Origin of the sequence: Sphaerobacter thermophilus DSM 20745 (genome assembly GCF_000024985.1) — a bacterium.
Lineage (GTDB): Bacteria > Chloroflexota > Chloroflexia > Thermomicrobiales > Thermomicrobiaceae > Sphaerobacter > Sphaerobacter thermophilus.
Window position 1 is genome coordinate 807,797 of record NC_013523.1, and the last position, 14,784, is coordinate 822,580.

At 67.8% G+C, this 14,784-nt stretch carries 11 protein-coding genes; 8 read left to right on the forward strand and 3 right to left on the reverse strand.

Annotated elements, in window-relative coordinates; translation table 11 throughout:
- Positions 1 to 142 precede the first annotated feature (142 nt).
- The 3 genes from rpoD to STHE_RS03630 all read left to right on the forward strand — a co-directional run bounded on the left by rpoD (position 143) and on the right by STHE_RS03630 (position 4,033).
- Positions 143 to 1,693 carry an RNA polymerase sigma factor RpoD gene (gene rpoD / locus STHE_RS19610; protein ID WP_083776024.1) on the forward strand — a complete coding sequence of 517 codons (1,551 nt, stop codon included), beginning with the start codon at positions 143 to 145 and terminating at the stop codon, positions 1,691 to 1,693.
- A 310-nt stretch (positions 1,694 to 2,003) separates the two neighbouring features.
- Positions 2,004 to 3,404, forward strand: coding sequence for a GTPase ObgE (gene obgE / locus STHE_RS03625; protein ID WP_012871214.1), 1,401 nt, complete (start codon positions 2,004 to 2,006; stop codon positions 3,402 to 3,404).
- A 23-nt stretch (positions 3,405 to 3,427) separates the two neighbouring features.
- Positions 3,428 to 4,033 carry a GyrI-like domain-containing protein gene (locus STHE_RS03630; protein WP_012871215.1) on the forward strand — a complete coding sequence of 202 codons (606 nt, stop codon included), beginning with the start codon at positions 3,428 to 3,430 and terminating at the stop codon, positions 4,031 to 4,033.
- A gap of 95 nt (positions 4,034 to 4,128) precedes the next feature.
- On the opposite strand, the gene STHE_RS03635 is transcribed toward STHE_RS03630, so the two are convergent.
- The 3 genes from STHE_RS03635 to STHE_RS03645 all read right to left on the reverse strand — a co-directional run bounded on the left by STHE_RS03635 (position 4,129) and on the right by STHE_RS03645 (position 7,923).
- Positions 4,129 to 4,512, reverse strand: coding sequence for a rhodanese-like domain-containing protein (locus STHE_RS03635; RefSeq protein WP_012871216.1), 384 nt, complete (start codon positions 4,510 to 4,512; stop codon positions 4,129 to 4,131).
- A gap of 172 nt (positions 4,513 to 4,684) precedes the next feature.
- Positions 4,685 to 5,671, reverse strand: a complete 987-nt coding sequence (locus tag STHE_RS03640) for a carbohydrate kinase family protein (protein WP_012871217.1) — start codon at positions 5,669 to 5,671, stop codon at positions 4,685 to 4,687.
- Between the two features lie 5 nt (positions 5,672 to 5,676).
- Positions 5,677 to 7,923 carry a RelA/SpoT family protein gene (locus STHE_RS03645; RefSeq protein WP_012871218.1) on the reverse strand — a complete coding sequence of 749 codons (2,247 nt, stop codon included), beginning with the start codon at positions 7,921 to 7,923 and terminating at the stop codon, positions 5,677 to 5,679.
- 395 nt (positions 7,924 to 8,318) lie between these two features.
- On the opposite strand from STHE_RS03645, the gene nosZ reads away from it, so the two are divergent.
- From nosZ to STHE_RS03675, 5 genes are all read left to right on the forward strand, one after another.
- Positions 8,319 to 10,337 carry a Sec-dependent nitrous-oxide reductase gene (gene nosZ, locus STHE_RS03650; protein ID WP_012871219.1) on the forward strand — a complete coding sequence of 673 codons (2,019 nt, stop codon included), beginning with the start codon at positions 8,319 to 8,321 and terminating at the stop codon, positions 10,335 to 10,337.
- 67 nt (positions 10,338 to 10,404) lie between these two features.
- Complete coding sequence (locus tag STHE_RS18950) at positions 10,405 to 11,064, forward strand: hypothetical protein (RefSeq protein WP_012871220.1); 660 nt, start codon at positions 10,405 to 10,407, stop codon at positions 11,062 to 11,064.
- Positions 11,051 to 13,444, forward strand: a complete 2,394-nt coding sequence (gene nosD / locus STHE_RS17765) for a nitrous oxide reductase family maturation protein NosD (RefSeq protein WP_012871221.1) — start codon at positions 11,051 to 11,053, stop codon at positions 13,442 to 13,444. The genes STHE_RS18950 and nosD overlap by 14 nt, the downstream gene beginning before the upstream one ends.
- Positions 13,426 to 14,256, forward strand: a complete 831-nt coding sequence (locus STHE_RS03670) for an ABC transporter permease (RefSeq protein WP_012871222.1) — start codon at positions 13,426 to 13,428, stop codon at positions 14,254 to 14,256. The genes nosD and STHE_RS03670 overlap by 19 nt, the downstream gene beginning before the upstream one ends.
- On the forward strand, positions 14,256 to 14,714 hold the full coding sequence (locus STHE_RS03675; RefSeq protein WP_012871223.1) for a nitrous oxide reductase accessory protein NosL: 459 nt from the start codon (positions 14,256 to 14,258) through the stop codon (positions 14,712 to 14,714). The genes STHE_RS03670 and STHE_RS03675 overlap by 1 nt, the downstream gene beginning before the upstream one ends.
- Positions 14,715 to 14,784 lie beyond the last annotated feature (70 nt).

Sequence of the window (14,784 nt, forward strand, 5' to 3'; positions counted from 1 at the left end):
TTGGTATTCGGCGTAGTATCACTGCGACACCGCTCCAGACCAGTGCTCGTCCCGTGGACTGGGGAGAGCGTCTAGCGTGGCTGAGGCGATGAGATTCCGCTATTCGGCTGACGGATTTGAAGACCCCGTGGACCCGGTGTCTATGAGCGGCGAGGGTGCCGACGGTATCTCCGGCGATGACCGTGCCGATGAGCTGGCCATCCGGAGGATCATCGAGCGTGCCCGCGAGCAGGGCTACCTCTCGGCCGAGGAACTGGCGGATGTAGCCTCCGCGCCGGGTGGGGCAGCCGCGGTCGATGCCATCACGTCCCAGCTCGCGGAGATGAACGTACCCGTGCTCGACCCGGCCGAGGACGCGCCGGACTTGCCCGACGTCGCGGCTGTCGAAGCCGATAACGACCTCTTCTCCACCGAGCTCTCCGATGTCGATCTCAGCGGAGTCAGCCTCGACGACCCGGTCCGGATTTACCTGCGCGAGATCGGGCGGGTGCAGCTCCTCACCGGCGAGCAGGAGGTGGCGCTGGCGCAGGCGATGGAGCGCGGCGACTACATCTTCCGCCTGCAGCAGGAGCTCCAGGGAGGCAACGGCGACCGGCCGAGCGCGGCGGGGATCGGCTGGACGGTCTACCGCACGCTGCGCGAGGGCTGGCCGCTGACCATCGCCTTCTATCGCGCCGCGTTCCCGGATCAACCGGCCACCACCAAGACACGGGTTCTGGCGGCTGTCCTGCCGCTGACCGAGGAGATGGAGCCCGCGATCCAGGCGGTCGGCGAGGAGTTTGGTGTCAGCCGCGAGGAGCTGGAGGAGAGCCTGCGGCGGCGACGAATTGAGTACGACCTGCTCCCGTCGCCGATCCAGGAGTTGATCCGGCCGGTCGACGCGTTCCCGACCGACGAGGAAGTGTGGGAGCTCCTCCGCCGCGACGAAGCGGCGCTCCAGGCGCGGTGGGAAGAGTTCGTGGTCCGTGGGGACATCGCGCGCAAGAAGCTGACTGAGGCCAACCTGCGATTGGTGGTGAGTGTCGCCAAGAAGTACGGCGGGCGCGGCATGTCGATGCTGGATCTGGTGCAGGAGGGTAACCTCGGTCTGATCCGCGCCGTCGAGAAGTTCCAGCACCACAAGGGGTTCAAGTTCTCGACCTACGCCACCTGGTGGATTCGCCAGGCTATCACCCGGGCGATCGCCGACCAGGCCCGCACGATTCGGATCCCGGTCCACATGGTAGAGCAGATCAACCGGTTGATCCGGACCTCGCGCCGGTTGCAGCAGGAGTTGGGGCGCGAGCCGACCTCCGAGGAGATCGCGGCCGAGATGGGCCTGCCGCCGGACAAGGTCCGCGAGATCCTGAAGATCTCCCAGGAACCGGTGTCACTGGAGATGCCCATCGGCGAAGAAGAAGACAGCAACCTGGGCGACTTCATCGAGGACTCCAAGGCGCTGGCGCCGTCGGACGCGGCCTCGCTCAAGCTGCTCAAGGAGCAGGTGGACGACGTGCTTGGCTCCCTGGGCGACCGGGAGCGGCGGGTGCTTGAGCTGCGGTTCGGGCTGGACGACGGCCGCACCCGGACGCTGGAAGAGGTCGGGCGCGAGTTCGGCGTCACGCGGGAGCGCATCCGGCAGATCGAGGCGAAGGCGCTTCGGAAGCTACGCCATCCCAGCCGCAGCAAGAAGCTGCGCGACTACCTGGAGTAGGTGTCCATTCCCCGCGTTTGATCGATCTTGCACCGCGCTGGCGCGGTCTCCTGGCGCGCCGACGGATGACTCGGCATCGCATTGCGTCATACGTCACGCGTCATGCGTCATCCATCTCCCTCACTGAAAGCCCCTCCCCCACAATGGAAGCGGGGGCCTGTAGCCGCGCGTGGTCCACTGGGCGCGGTCTGGCGGTGTTTCCGTGAGGTGTTGGGCTAAGATACGGACACTGCAAGCGCGCGGCATCGCCAGTGCGGGGTCCGCAGGGGCAACACGGTACGCGCGAGCATAATCCGACATGGAAGGTGCCATGTTCTACGACCGGGCGAAGATCTACGTCAAAGCCGGCGATGGCGGCAACGGGGCGATCAGTTTCCGGCGAGAGAAGTACGTGCCCTTCGGCGGGCCGGACGGCGGCGATGGCGGGGACGGCGGCGATGTCTACCTCCGCGTGGACCCGCACCTCAACACGCTGATCGCCTTCAAGTACAAGCAGCACTTCCGGGCCGAGCGCGGCGAGTCGGGCCAGGGAGCCAAGAAGACCGGTAAGCGCGGTGCCCACCTCTACATCGACGTCCCACCGGGCACGGTGGTGATGGACGACGAGACCGGGCGGGTGCTGGCGGACCTCGTACACCCCGGTGAGGTTGTTCGGGTAGCGCGCGGCGGCAAGGGCGGACTCGGTAACGCGCGCTTTGCAACCGCGACTCGGCAGGCCCCGCGGATGGCCGAGAAGGGCGAGCCGGGTGAGGAGCGGTGGATCCGGCTGGAGATGAAGCTGATCGCCGACGTGGGGCTGGTGGGGCTGCCCAACGCGGGGAAGTCGACCCTGCTGGCTGCATCCAGTTCCGCCCGGCCGAAGATCGCGGACTACCCCTTCACGACAATCACGCCGATGCTCGGCGTGGTGGAGATCGGCGGTCCCGGCGGGGAAACGTTCGTCATGGCCGATATTCCCGGCCTGATCGAGGGGGCGGCCGAGGGCGTCGGGCTGGGCCACGAGTTTCTGCGCCATATCGAGCGGACCCGGCTGCTGATCCACGTACTGGATGGTTCGGGGGGTCTCGAGGGACGCGATCCCCTGGAGGACTTTCGCACGATCAATGAGGAACTGGCAGCCTACGCACCGGAGCTGGCGGAGCGGCCGCAGATCGTCGCGATCAACAAGATCGATCTCCCCGAGACGCAGGCCAACCTGCCGCGGCTGACTGAGGCGCTGACCAGAGAGGGCTATGAGGTCTTCCCGATCTCGGCGGCGACGACCGAGGGAGTGCCGGCGCTGCTGGCCCGCGTGCTGGAGCGCCTGCGCGAGCTTCCCTCGCCTCAGGTGGTGGCGCCGCAGGAGCGCCGCGTCTACACCCTGGAGGAGACGCAGGAGGATTGGTGGGAGGCCGAACGCATCTCACGGCACCACTTCGTCGTGCGGGGACCGAAGATTGAGCGGATTACCCGGATGACCGATTTCGGCAACGAGGAGGCTGCCGAGCGCTACCAGCGGGTCCTCGAGGCGTCGGGCATCTCCGCCAAGCTGGAGGAACTCGGGATCCAGCCGGGTGACGTCGTGCATGTGGCCGATGTGGAACTGATCTGGGATGAGGCGGCCCTGGAGGCCGAACGACAGGAGGCGGCTGCACAGCGACGCCGGAAGACTCGACGGGAGCGGATGGCTGCTCGCCTGGGGATCGACCCGGACGAGCTTCTGGAGCGCTGAGCGGCGTAGGGAAGGGCTGTGGGATGGAGAAGATCGACCCGCGACAGTCGCTCAAGGAGCTCTATGCACCCTCGGCCAAGGACGTGACCGAGGTGGTCGTCCCGCCGCTACGCTTCCTGATGATCGACGGGGACGGGGGACCGGACAGCGCGGCCTATCGCGAGGCGGTCGAGAGCCTCTTCGCTCTTGCCTACGGCGTCAAGTTCGCCGTGAAACGCCAGGCGTCGGTCGACTTCCGGGTCATGCCGCTCGAGTGCCTCTGGTGGGCGGACGACTACTCGGTCTTCCTGACGGGTGACCGGGAGTCCTGGCGCTGGACGGCGATGATCATGCAGCCTGAGCCGGTGACGGCCGAACTTGTCGAGCAGGTGCGGGAACAGGTCGCGGCCAAGAAAAAGCTACCCGCGCTCGATCAGGTGCGTTTCGAGACCTTTGAGGAGGGACGGGCCGCGCAGATCCTGTACGTTGGCCCGTACGCTGACGAAGGGCCGACGATCCAGCGTTTGCACCAGTTCATCGCCGACCGCGGTGGTTCGCTGACCGGCAAGCACCACGAGATCTACCTCAACGACCCCAGCCGCACTGCGCCGGAGAAGTTGAAGACGATCCTGCGCCAGCCGTTCGTCTGAGCGGCGGATCGCAGGCGATACCAGGAGCGCGGGCGATGATCAATTCATCGCCCGCGCTCTGACCTTGCAGGCCGCACCGCGAATCGGCTTGGGTGCTAAGGCTCGACCGGAAGTCCCTGATCGCGCCACGCGGTGAACCCGCCTTCGAGGTGGGCGACCCGGCGGTAGCCCATCTGCTGAAGCGTGTCGGCGGCCAGGGCTGAGCGACCGCCTGCGCTGCAGTACAGGATGATGTCCTGCTCGGGGTCGAACTCCTCCCGGTGATAGGACGTGGTGGGATCGGCGTAGAACTCCAGCATCCCCCGCGGCGCTGAAACCGACCCCGGGATCGCGCCGTTCTCCTCGCGCTCCTCCGGCTCGCGCAGGTCGACCAGGACGACGTTGCCCCGCTTGAGCTCGGCGGCTACCTCGTCGGGCGAGAGGTTCCTGATGCGGGACTTGGCCTCGGCTACCATCTCCGCTGCGGTCTTCTTCGCCACGCTCGGCACTCCTCTCTTCGCGGCCCGCGGCGGTAGCATCGGCGATCGTCCGGGTGTCTCGTTGTGCCCGTGCCGGCGACTGCCGACCGGGTGAGACGCCGCCGGGTATGGTTCACGTAGCAAGCGCCGCGGGTGCGTATGCGCTGTTCGAGCCGTTCCGCGTGCTTGAAGATCAACTTCCAGCAGGATGAGTGCCGCAATCCTGGCGCGAGGCGTGATCCCTTGCCGTGCGAGCAAGGAATGCGGCGACGTCCGCGGTGGTCGGGAGTGCGTCGATGGCGCCGTGGCGCGTCGTCGCGAGAGCGCCGACGGCCGCGGCGAAGGCGATGTCGTCCGCCGAGTAGTGGAAGCCGGTGGCGACCCCGCGGGCGATAAGTGCGGCCGTGAAGGCGTCCCCGGCGCCGGTCTCGTCGACGGTCTGCACCACGAACGCGGGCTGATGCCCGCTCATCTCAGGCGTCCAGTAGTCGCAGCCCGCTGCGCCGTGGGAGAGTACGCGGAGGCGTGCCCGCGGTGCGACATCGGGCAGGTCGTCGGTCGTGATGCCGAGGATCGTCATGTCCTCCGCGCTGACCTTCAGCACCGTAACCGCGCGGGCGATCCGCCAACACGCCTCGCGTGCCGCAGCCCCGGCGGCGAGGAACTGCGGCCGGGGATTCGGGTCGAAGCAGACGGGGACGCCCGCGGCAATCGCTAGGTCGACCGCCCGCAGGGCCGCGCTGCGGGAAGGCTCAGTCGTGAGAGGCAGCGCGCCGAGATAGAGCGCGGCGGCGCCGGCGATCGCTTCGGCCGGGAGGTCGTCCGGGCTCAGGAGGCTGTCGGCCGGCGGGTGTCCGTAGAAGGTGAACCCGCGCTGCCCTGCGGGCCCGGTCACGACGGCAAGGCGCGTCTGGGCCGCGGAAACGCGCCTAACCCAGCGGGTGTCGACACCCTCCGTCGCCAGCCGGTCGAGGAGCACTGGGGCGAATGGATCGTCCGCGGCGACGGCCCCGACGAACGCCGACGGGACGCCGAGCCGCGCTAGCGCAACCGCGACGTTGGCCGGGGCGCCGCCAACTCGCGGCACGAAGCTCTCGACGGCCGCCGCGGGACCGGGCGGGTGGCCGATCAGGTCGATCAGGATCTCTCCGAGGCAGAGGACAGGGGCGGGGGTGGTCACGGCGCTCAGGCGGGACGTGGTCCGGGTGCTGCCTCGCGCCGTACGTCGTAAACGTCGCGGATGGTCTCCAGCTTCTGCAGCACCCGGCTGAGCTGCTGTACGCTCTCGACTTCGAGGGTCATCAGCACGGTGACCGTCCGGTCGTCATTCACGCCGGTCAGCACCGAGAGCATGTTGACCTTCTCTTCGGCGACGAGGGTGGTGATGTCGCGCAGCAGGCCAACACGGTCCCACGCTTCCAGGCGGACGTTCACCGGGTAGGTTTGCCGCTGGTCGTTCCCCCAACTCACCTGCACCAGCCGGCCGGGCTCGTCGACGTGCGCCACGTTGTGGCAATCGGTGCGGTGTACGGTGATGCCCCGCCCGCGCGTGACGTAGCCGATGATCGGGTCGCCGTACACGGGCTTGCAGCAGGCCGCCAACCGGGTGTAGAGGTCACCCACACCCTGGACCCGCAAACCCGGGAGGGCCGGCTGCGCGCTCGCCTTGCTCGAGTGTGTGAGTACCTGCGGCTCGGCATGCTCGGCCAGCCGGGACGCGATCTGCTGCGGCGTGATAGCGCCGTACCCGATCGCGGCCAGGAAGTCCTCGACCTTCTGGTAGCGCGGGAACTGCTTGGCGATGTCCTCCAGCTTGGCGTCGATGCCCAGCCGCCGCAACTCGCGATCGAGGATTTCGCGTCCCTGGGCGATGTTCTCCTCACGCTCCTGGCGACGGAACCACTGCCGCACCTTCTCGCGCGCCGATGCGGTGGTGATGTAGCCGCTGCTGGACATCAGCCAGTCCCGGCTGGGGCCGACCTTCGTCTTCGACGTCATGATCTGGACGACCTGGCCGTTCTGCAGCCGGTAGTTGAGCGGCACGAGCTGGTTGTTCACCTTGGCGCCGACGCACTGGTGGCCCACCTCGGTGTGGATGCGGTAGGCGAAGTCGACCGGGGTCGCGCCCGCAGGCAGCTCGATGATGTCGCCCTTCGGCGTGAAGACGTAGATCATCTCCTGGAAGACGTCCGACTTGAGCGACTCGACGAACTCCTGCGCGTCGACCACCTCGTCGCGCCAGTCCATCAGTTGCCGGAGCCAGGCGATCTTCGCCTCTACGTTCGGGTCGGGTCGGGCACCCTCCTTGTAACGCCAGTGGGCCGCGATGCCGTACTCGGCGACGTGGTGCATCTCGGCCGTGCGGATCTGGATCTCGAGCGGGTGGCCGTCCGGACCCAGGACCGCGGTGTGGATCGACTGGTACATGCTCTCCTTCGGCGTCGCGATGTAGTCGTCGAACTCACCCGGGATCGGGTGCCACATCGTGTGGATGACGCCGAGGGCGCCGTAGCAATCCTTCTTCTCGTCGACGATGACGCGGACGCCGAGGACGTCGTAGATCTCGTCGAAGCTCCGGCCCTTGCGCTCCATCTTCCGGGCGATCGACGTGATGTGCTTTTCGCGCGCGGAGATCTCGGCTCGAATCCCGGCCTCGGCCAGGGCCTTCGTCAGATCGTTGATGACGCGCTGCAGATACCGCTCGCGATCGGTGCCGCGCCGGTCGAGCGCCCGCTTGATCGAGAAATAGGTCTGCGGGTCGAGATAGCGCAGCGCCAGGTCTTCCAGCTCCGACTTGAGCTGCCAGATGCCGAGCCGGTTGGCGAGCGGCGCATAGATCTCCATCGTCTCCTGGGCGCTGCGGAGCTGCTTGGCACGCGGCATGTGCTCGAGCGTACGCATGTTGTGGAGCCGGTCGGCCAGCTTGATCAGCACCACGCGGACGTCGTCCACCATCGCCAGGAACATCTTGCGCAGGCTCTCGGCCTGCCGCTCCTTCTCCCGGGTGACCGAGTCCTCCTCGGTCGCCCACCGGATACGTCCTAGCTTGGTGACGCCGTCGACGAGCCGGGCGATCCGCTCCCCGAAGATCGTCGTCAACTCCTCGACGGAGGTATCGGTGTCCTCGATGACGTCGTGGAGCAGGGCAGCGCACAGCGTCTCCTGGTCGAGCTGCATTTCGGCCAGGATGATGGCTACCGCAAGCGGGTGTGAGATGTAGGGATCGCCAGAGCGCCGGAGCTTCCCGGCATGGGCCTGATCCGCGAACTCGTACGCCTTGCGCACGAGGGTCAGGTCCATACCGGGCATCCGCTCCCGGATGACCTGCTCCAGGTCGGCCCAGGTCGCGACCCTTTCTCCCGCTTCGCTGGGATGGGGCGACGCGACGGCCGCCTCGCGCTCTGACCGGTCGTCGATCTGTGGTGCAGACATGTTCTCGGAACCCGCACGTGCAAGGATGTGGGTCAATACGCTGTAACTATACGTTCTCAGGTGCTCACTGTCAAAACGACGACACGCGGGCCGGCTACCGGCGGGATCGGCGATTGTCGATCCCGCTAGTGTGCGATTCCGGCATGTTGCGTTGATGCAACCCACGTGCCGCCCCTACCCGGGAAGGTAGGTCCGGGTTTACCCCGCGGGGTAGGCAGCGAACCACCCTGCCGGGCGTGGTCGGGTCCACCGCCCATCCATAGCCTCACACACAACAAGTAGCGGGTGGGTGTCCACCGCGGCCGGCGGCTCGGAACAGGGGCGACGCCTGGCCGCCGGCCGGGGATGGCGCGTGGAGTGGGCCGGCACCAACCGGCAGACAAGGAAGTCGAGCTATGGACAAAGCGCATCAGACGCGACGCTTCAATCGTCGCACCGTCCTCAAGGGCGTCGGTGCCGCCGCAGTCCTGGGACCAGCGGCGGGTGCGCTCTTCTCGTCGTGCAGCATCGGTGGCAACGGGAACGGCGGTGGCGGAACTGGGGCGCCCGCCTCGGCGAATGACATCGCCAAGGAACGCGGCCTGACCCCGGAAGACGTCGCGGCGGCGCTGAAGACGTATGTGCCGAGCGGCCGTCACGACGAGTACCTGATGTTCACCTCCGGGGGACACTCCGGCCAGCTCCTCGTGATCGGTATCCCGTCGATGCGGCTGCTGCGGGTCATCGGCGTGTTCGCGCCCGAACCGTGGCAGGGCTGGGGATACTCCGACGCCAGCCGGAAGGTGCTGGAGGAGGGCGGCTTCCAGGGCAAGACCCTAACCGTCGGCGATACCCACCACCCTGCGTTGAGCGAGACGAACGCGCAGTACGATGGCCAGTTCGTCTTCATCAACGAGAAGATCCACGGCCGAGTGGCGGTGATCGACCTGCGGGACTTCGAGACGAAGCAGATCGTCAAGAACCCCTTGACGCTCAGCAACCACGCCTGCTTCGTCACCCCGAACACCGAGTACGTCGTGGAGGGGTGCCAATACGCCACTCCGCTCGGAGGCGCCTACGCGCCGCTGGAGGAGTTTGAGGAGAAGTACCGGGGCGCGATCACCTTCTGGAAGTTCAACAGGGAGCGCGGCCGTATCGTCCCGGATGAGTCGTTCGCAGTTGAGTTGCCGCCGTACTTCCAGGATCTGGGTGACGCCGGCCGCGGTGTGAGCGACGGCTGGGTCTTCCTCAACTCGCTCAACACCGAGATGGCGACTGGCGGCATCCAGGAGGGCAAGCCTCCGCTGGAGATCGGCGCCTCGCAGCGGGAGATGGACTATCTCTCGGTCGTGAACTGGAAGAAGGCCGAGGAGGTGGCCCGCGCCGGCAAAGTGGAGCTGATCAACGGGTTCCCGGTCATCACGATCAAGACCGCAGTCGAGGAAGGGATCCTGTTCCAGGTCCCCGAGCCGAAGAGCCCGCACGGCGTCGATGTGTCGCCCGACGGCGCCTACATCGTGGTCTCCGGCAAGCTGGACCCGCACGTCACCGTCTACAGCATGAAGAAGATCGAGGAGCAGATCGCCAAGGGGAACTACGAGACGGACAGCTTCGGCATCCCCGTCCTCGACTTCGCTGGGTGCATGGAGGCACAGGTTGAGCTGGGCCTGGGGCCGCTCCACACCCAGTTCGACGACAAGGGCTATGCCTACACCAGCCTCTTTATCGACAGCGCGGTGGCGCGCTGGACGCTCGGAGGCGAGGGCAAGTCCGACGGCTGGAAGTTCGTCGACAAGATCCCGGTCCACTACAACGTCGGCCACATCGCGGCGGTCCAGGGTGACACCATCCAGCCTGGCGGCAAGTTCCTGGTTGCGCTCAACAAGTGGTCGGTCGACCGCTTCGCTCCGGTCGGGCCGCTCCTGCCGCAAAACCTCCAGTTGATCGACATCTCGGGCGAGACGATGCAGTTGCTCTACGACATGCCGATCGGCATCGGTGAGCCGCACTACGCCCAGATCATCCCGGTGAGCCTGCTGCAGCCGTGGGAGGTCTACCCGGAGACCGGCTGGGAGCCGGGGATCCAGGCGGTGGACGCCCAGGCGGCCCAGCTCGGCAACGAGGGCGTCGAGCGCAACGGGTCGCAGGTGACGGTGCGCATGACCGCGCTGCGTAGCCACTTCACCCCGGACATCGTGCGGGTGAAGCAGGGCGACACGGTCACCTGGCACATCACCAACGTCGAGAACGCGCACGACGCGACGCACGGCTTCGTGCTGCCCGGTGTGAACGTCAGTCTGAGCCTGGAGCCGGGTGAGGCGAACTCGTTCACCTTCACCGCCGAACATCCGGGCGTCTACCCCTTCTACTGCACGGAGTTCTGCGCCGCGCTGCACGTCGAGATGATGGGCTACCTCATCGTCGAGCCCAGCTAGCGCCGGGCGCGGCGGGGTGGGGCGGTTTGACCCCGCCCCGTCACCCCGGCCGGGGAAGGACGGAGCGATGGTCTCCTCAGAGCAGGCAACCAGTCGAACGTTCGGCCGCTCGGCGGCGCGGACCAGGGAGCGCGCCGAGGCGCGGCGGGTGACAGTGCGCCAGATGCTCCCGCTAGGTCTCCTGGTCCTCGCCGCGGCGCTGTTGGTCGGCTCGATCTTCCTCCCGTACTGGGAGGTGGAGCTGCGCGCGCCACAGTACCCCAAGGGGCTGACGGTGGTGGCATACGTGTCCCACCTGAGCGGCGATGTCCGCGAGGTCGACGGGTTGAACCACTACATCGGCATGATGGCGCTCAACGAGGCCGCGAAGCTGGAGCGGCAGATCTCCCGCTACGCCATCGTCGCCGTGGCTGTGCTGGCGGTCGGTTCGTTCTGGCTGCGCGGCCGGTGGAAGTGGCTGCTGGTCCTGCCGGCGATCCTCTTCCCGATCATCTTCGCGGTGGATCTGGCCGCCTGGCTCTACTACGCGGGACACACGCTCGACCCGCATGCGCCGCTCAGCAGCTCGATCCAGCCGTTTACCCCGCCCGTGGTCGGCGAGGGCAAGATCGGCCAGTTCTCGACCGTCTCCAAGTTCCTGGTCGGGTTCTACGCGGCGGTGCTTGGGGCGGTTCTCACCGTGGTGGCAACCGTCCTCTCGCGGAGATGGGACCATGGACGCACCTAGCCGCGGGCAGTGGCTCGCCGCCTTCGCCGTTGCCGCCCTGTTGCTTGGCCTGTCGCTCCTGGTGCCGCGCGGCGTGAGCGCCGCAGCGCCGGAGATCGTCGTCTGCCCCGAATGCGGCGTGCGGACCATCGGCGAGGCGTTGGCCCAGGCTCCGCCCGGTGCGCGGGTGGTCGTGCGCGCAGGCACCTACGCCGAACAGGTGGTCATCGACCGGCCGGTGACCCTGGTGGGCGAGGGACAGCCGGTGATCCAGGGGAACGGGCAGGGCACCGTCGTCACCATCACGGCGCCCGACGTGACGATCGAGGGGTTCATCGTCCGCGGCAGCGGCACCGACCTCAACCGTGAGGACAGCGGCATTCTCGCCACCACGGGCCCGGTGGTGGTGGCGAACAACCGGGTCGAGGATGCGCTCTTCGGGATCTACCTCAAGAGCGCGCACGGCAGCGTCGTGCGGGACAACGTGGTGCTGGCCAAGCCGCTCCCGATCTCGTTGCGCGGCGACGGCATCCGCATCTGGTACAGCAACAACACCACGATCGAGCGCAACATTGCGCGCGACGGCCGCGACGTGATCCTCTGGTTCTCCCACGACGGCGTCGTGCGCGACAACCTGTTCGACCGCAACCGCTACGGGCTGCATCTGATGTACAGCGACCGTGCCACCATCGAGCGCAACTCCCTGCGGGCCAATGCTGTGGGGCTGTATGTGATGTACAGCCGCGAGGTGGTGGTGACCGGGAACCTGATGAACGACAACCACGGCCCCAGCGGGATGGGATTGGGGATCAAGGGGAGCGACGACGTCCTCGTCGAGGGGAACCGGTTGGTGTCGAACCGCATCGGGGCCCAGATCGACGAGTCGGCGCGGGAGATGACGTCCAGCATCGTCATCCGAGGCAATGTCTTCGCCTACAACGGCATCGGGATCGGCTTCCTGCCCAGTGCGCAGCGGAACACGGTCACCGGTAACGACTTCATCGACAACATCGAGCAGGTCGGCATCCTGGGCGGCGGCAGCCTGCGGGACATCACCTGGAGCGAGAACGGACGGGGCAACTACTGGAGCGACTACGTCGGCTACGACGCCGACGGGGACGGCATCGGCGACGTGCCCTACCGCAGCCAGCGGCTGTTTGAGTCGCTGATCGACCGGAACGAGGCGCTGCGGCTCTTCCAGTTCAGCCCGGCCGAGACGGCGATCGACTTTGCCGCCCGGGCGTTCCCGGAGGTCCGGCCGCAGGTGAAGCTCGAAGACGCGGCGCCGCTGATGCGGCCGGTGATGCCGGAGGGTCTGCCCCCGACCGAGAACGGGCTGAGCACGCAAGCACGGGTGGTGACCGGTGCCGCCGGGGTGGTGGTCGCCATTGGAGGGGTGGTCATGATTGGAGCACTTCGGCGGCGGCCGACGGTCGCCACGGCGCAACCCGCGCCCGCCGTGGCCGGCGCGATGTCGGCTGGAGCGCAAGGGCTGGCTCACGCGACGAACGGGGCTGCTCCCCCGGCTGCGGTGGCGGTGCGCGGCCTGACCAAGCGGTACGGGCGCGTGGCGGCGGTGGACGGCGTCAACTTCGACGTGCGCGGCGGAGAGGCGATCGCGCTCTGGGGGCCGAACGGCGCGGGCAAGACGACCATCCTGCGCTGCTTGCTCGGTATCGCTCGCTTCGAGGGCGAGGTGCGGGTGGCGGGTCTGGACCCGCGACGCGACGGTAGAGAGACCCGGCGGCGCATCGGCTTCGTGCCGCAGGAACTGCCGATCCCGGGAATGACGGTCGGTGAGTTCGCGCACTTCATCGCCGAACTCAAGGGCGTGCCCGCTAGCGCCGCGTTCGAGCGGCTGGAGCTGCTCGGCATCGGCGATCAGACGGCGAAGGACGTTGGGGCACTCTCGGGCGGGATGCGGCAGCGGCTGGCCCTGGCGCTGGCACTCATCGGCGACCCGGCACTCTTGCTGCTGGACGAGCCGACGGCCAACCTCGATGCCCGCGGTCGGGCCGAGTTGCTGGAGTTGCTGCGCGGGCTCAAGCGCCAGGGGATGACGATGATCTTCTCGTCTCACCGGCCGGAGGACGTGCTGATGCTGGCCGACCGGATCCTCCTGATCGAGCGGGGAGCGCTGCGGGGCGAGATCACTCCCGAGCAGTTCCTGGAACGGCTGGAGCGGGACGCGCGGCTGGTCCTTCACCTCGCCGAGGGGGAGGCCGCCACGGCGCTGGCGGCGCTCGACCGGCTCGGTTACCAGGCCACGGCGCGGGGCGACGTGGTCGAGGTCGTCCTGGGTGGTCAGCCGAAGGGCCGCGTAGTTGGGGCGCTGGCGCGGGCCGGCGTGGCGATTGAGGACTTCGAGATGGAGCGGGGGTCATGGACCGAAGCGTCGTGATGGCGATCGCGGTGCGAGAGGCGCGCGGCGGCCTCCGCAATCGCTGGTTCCTGCTCTACGCCGCGGCCTTCGTGGTGCTGATCGTCGCCTTCGCCTGGGTGGCGCTGGCGGGGAGCAATGTGGCCGGGCAGGCCGGTTTCGGCCGGACGGCGGCCGGGCTGCTCAACCTGCTGCTGCTGATGGTGCCGCTGATCGGCCTCACCATCGGCGCGCAGACGCTCGTGGCCGAGCGGCAGGATCGCACGCTCGACTACCTGCTGGCGCAGCCGGTGTCGGCCGCCGAAGTCTTCGTCGGGAAGTACCTTGGGGCGGCCGCGCTAATGGCGCTGATCCTCGCTATCGGCTTCGGCTGGGCGGGCGCGGCGCTGGCGCTGCGGGGCGCCGGGGGCAGCCTGGGCAACTTCGGGGTGCTGATCCTCCTCACCACGTTGCTGGCGCTGGGGATGCTCAGTGTCGGCTACCTCGTCTCCAGCGTGACACGCCAGACCTCGGCGGCGCTCGGCATCGTGGTGACCCTCTGGCTGGTTCTGGTGATCGTCGGTGACCTGGGGCTGATGGGGAGCGCACTCGTGATGGGGCTGCGGCCCGATTCGCTCCTGGCGCTAACGCTGGTGAACCCGCTCGACACCTACAAGCTGGTCAGCGTGCAGATCCTCCAGACCTCGCTCGAGGTTCTCGGCCCGGCGGGCGTGTACGCGATCGACCGCTTCGGCGCACGGTTGACTCCGGTCCTCCTCGCCATTGAGGCGGTCTGGGTCGTGCTCCCGCTGCCGATCGGCTACTGGCTCTTCAAACGAACGGACGTGCACTGATGCGCCGGCTGCACTGGCTCGTGCTGCTGTTCCTGGGCAGCGTGCTGCTCGTGGGGTGCGGCGGGAACGACCCCGACAAACCGCCCGAGATTGCTTACGGCCGCGACACCTGTGCCCGCTGCGGCATGATCATCTCCGAGGAGCGCCATGCCGCCGGACTGGTGGACGCCAGCGGCGAGCAGGACGTGTTTGATGACGCCGGGGAGATGGTCGCCTTCGTCCAGGAGGAGGGACTGGGTGACCGGCGGGTCTGGGTGCACGACTTCGAGAGCCTGGAGTGGATTGACGGCACAACCGCCTATTACGTCGCCAGTCCCGATACGACGACCCCGATGGCGACCGGCCTGGTGGCCTTCGCCACGCGAGAGGCCGCCGAGGCGTACAGCAGCCAACATGCGGGCACGGTCATGACCTGGGACGAGGTCCTGAACTCCTGGACCCCGCCAATAGATCACTGAGCCTCCCCCATCCCCCACCGTGCTGCCGCGCCCGGCGCGCCTGCGCCGGGCGCGTGCTAAGATACGGCCG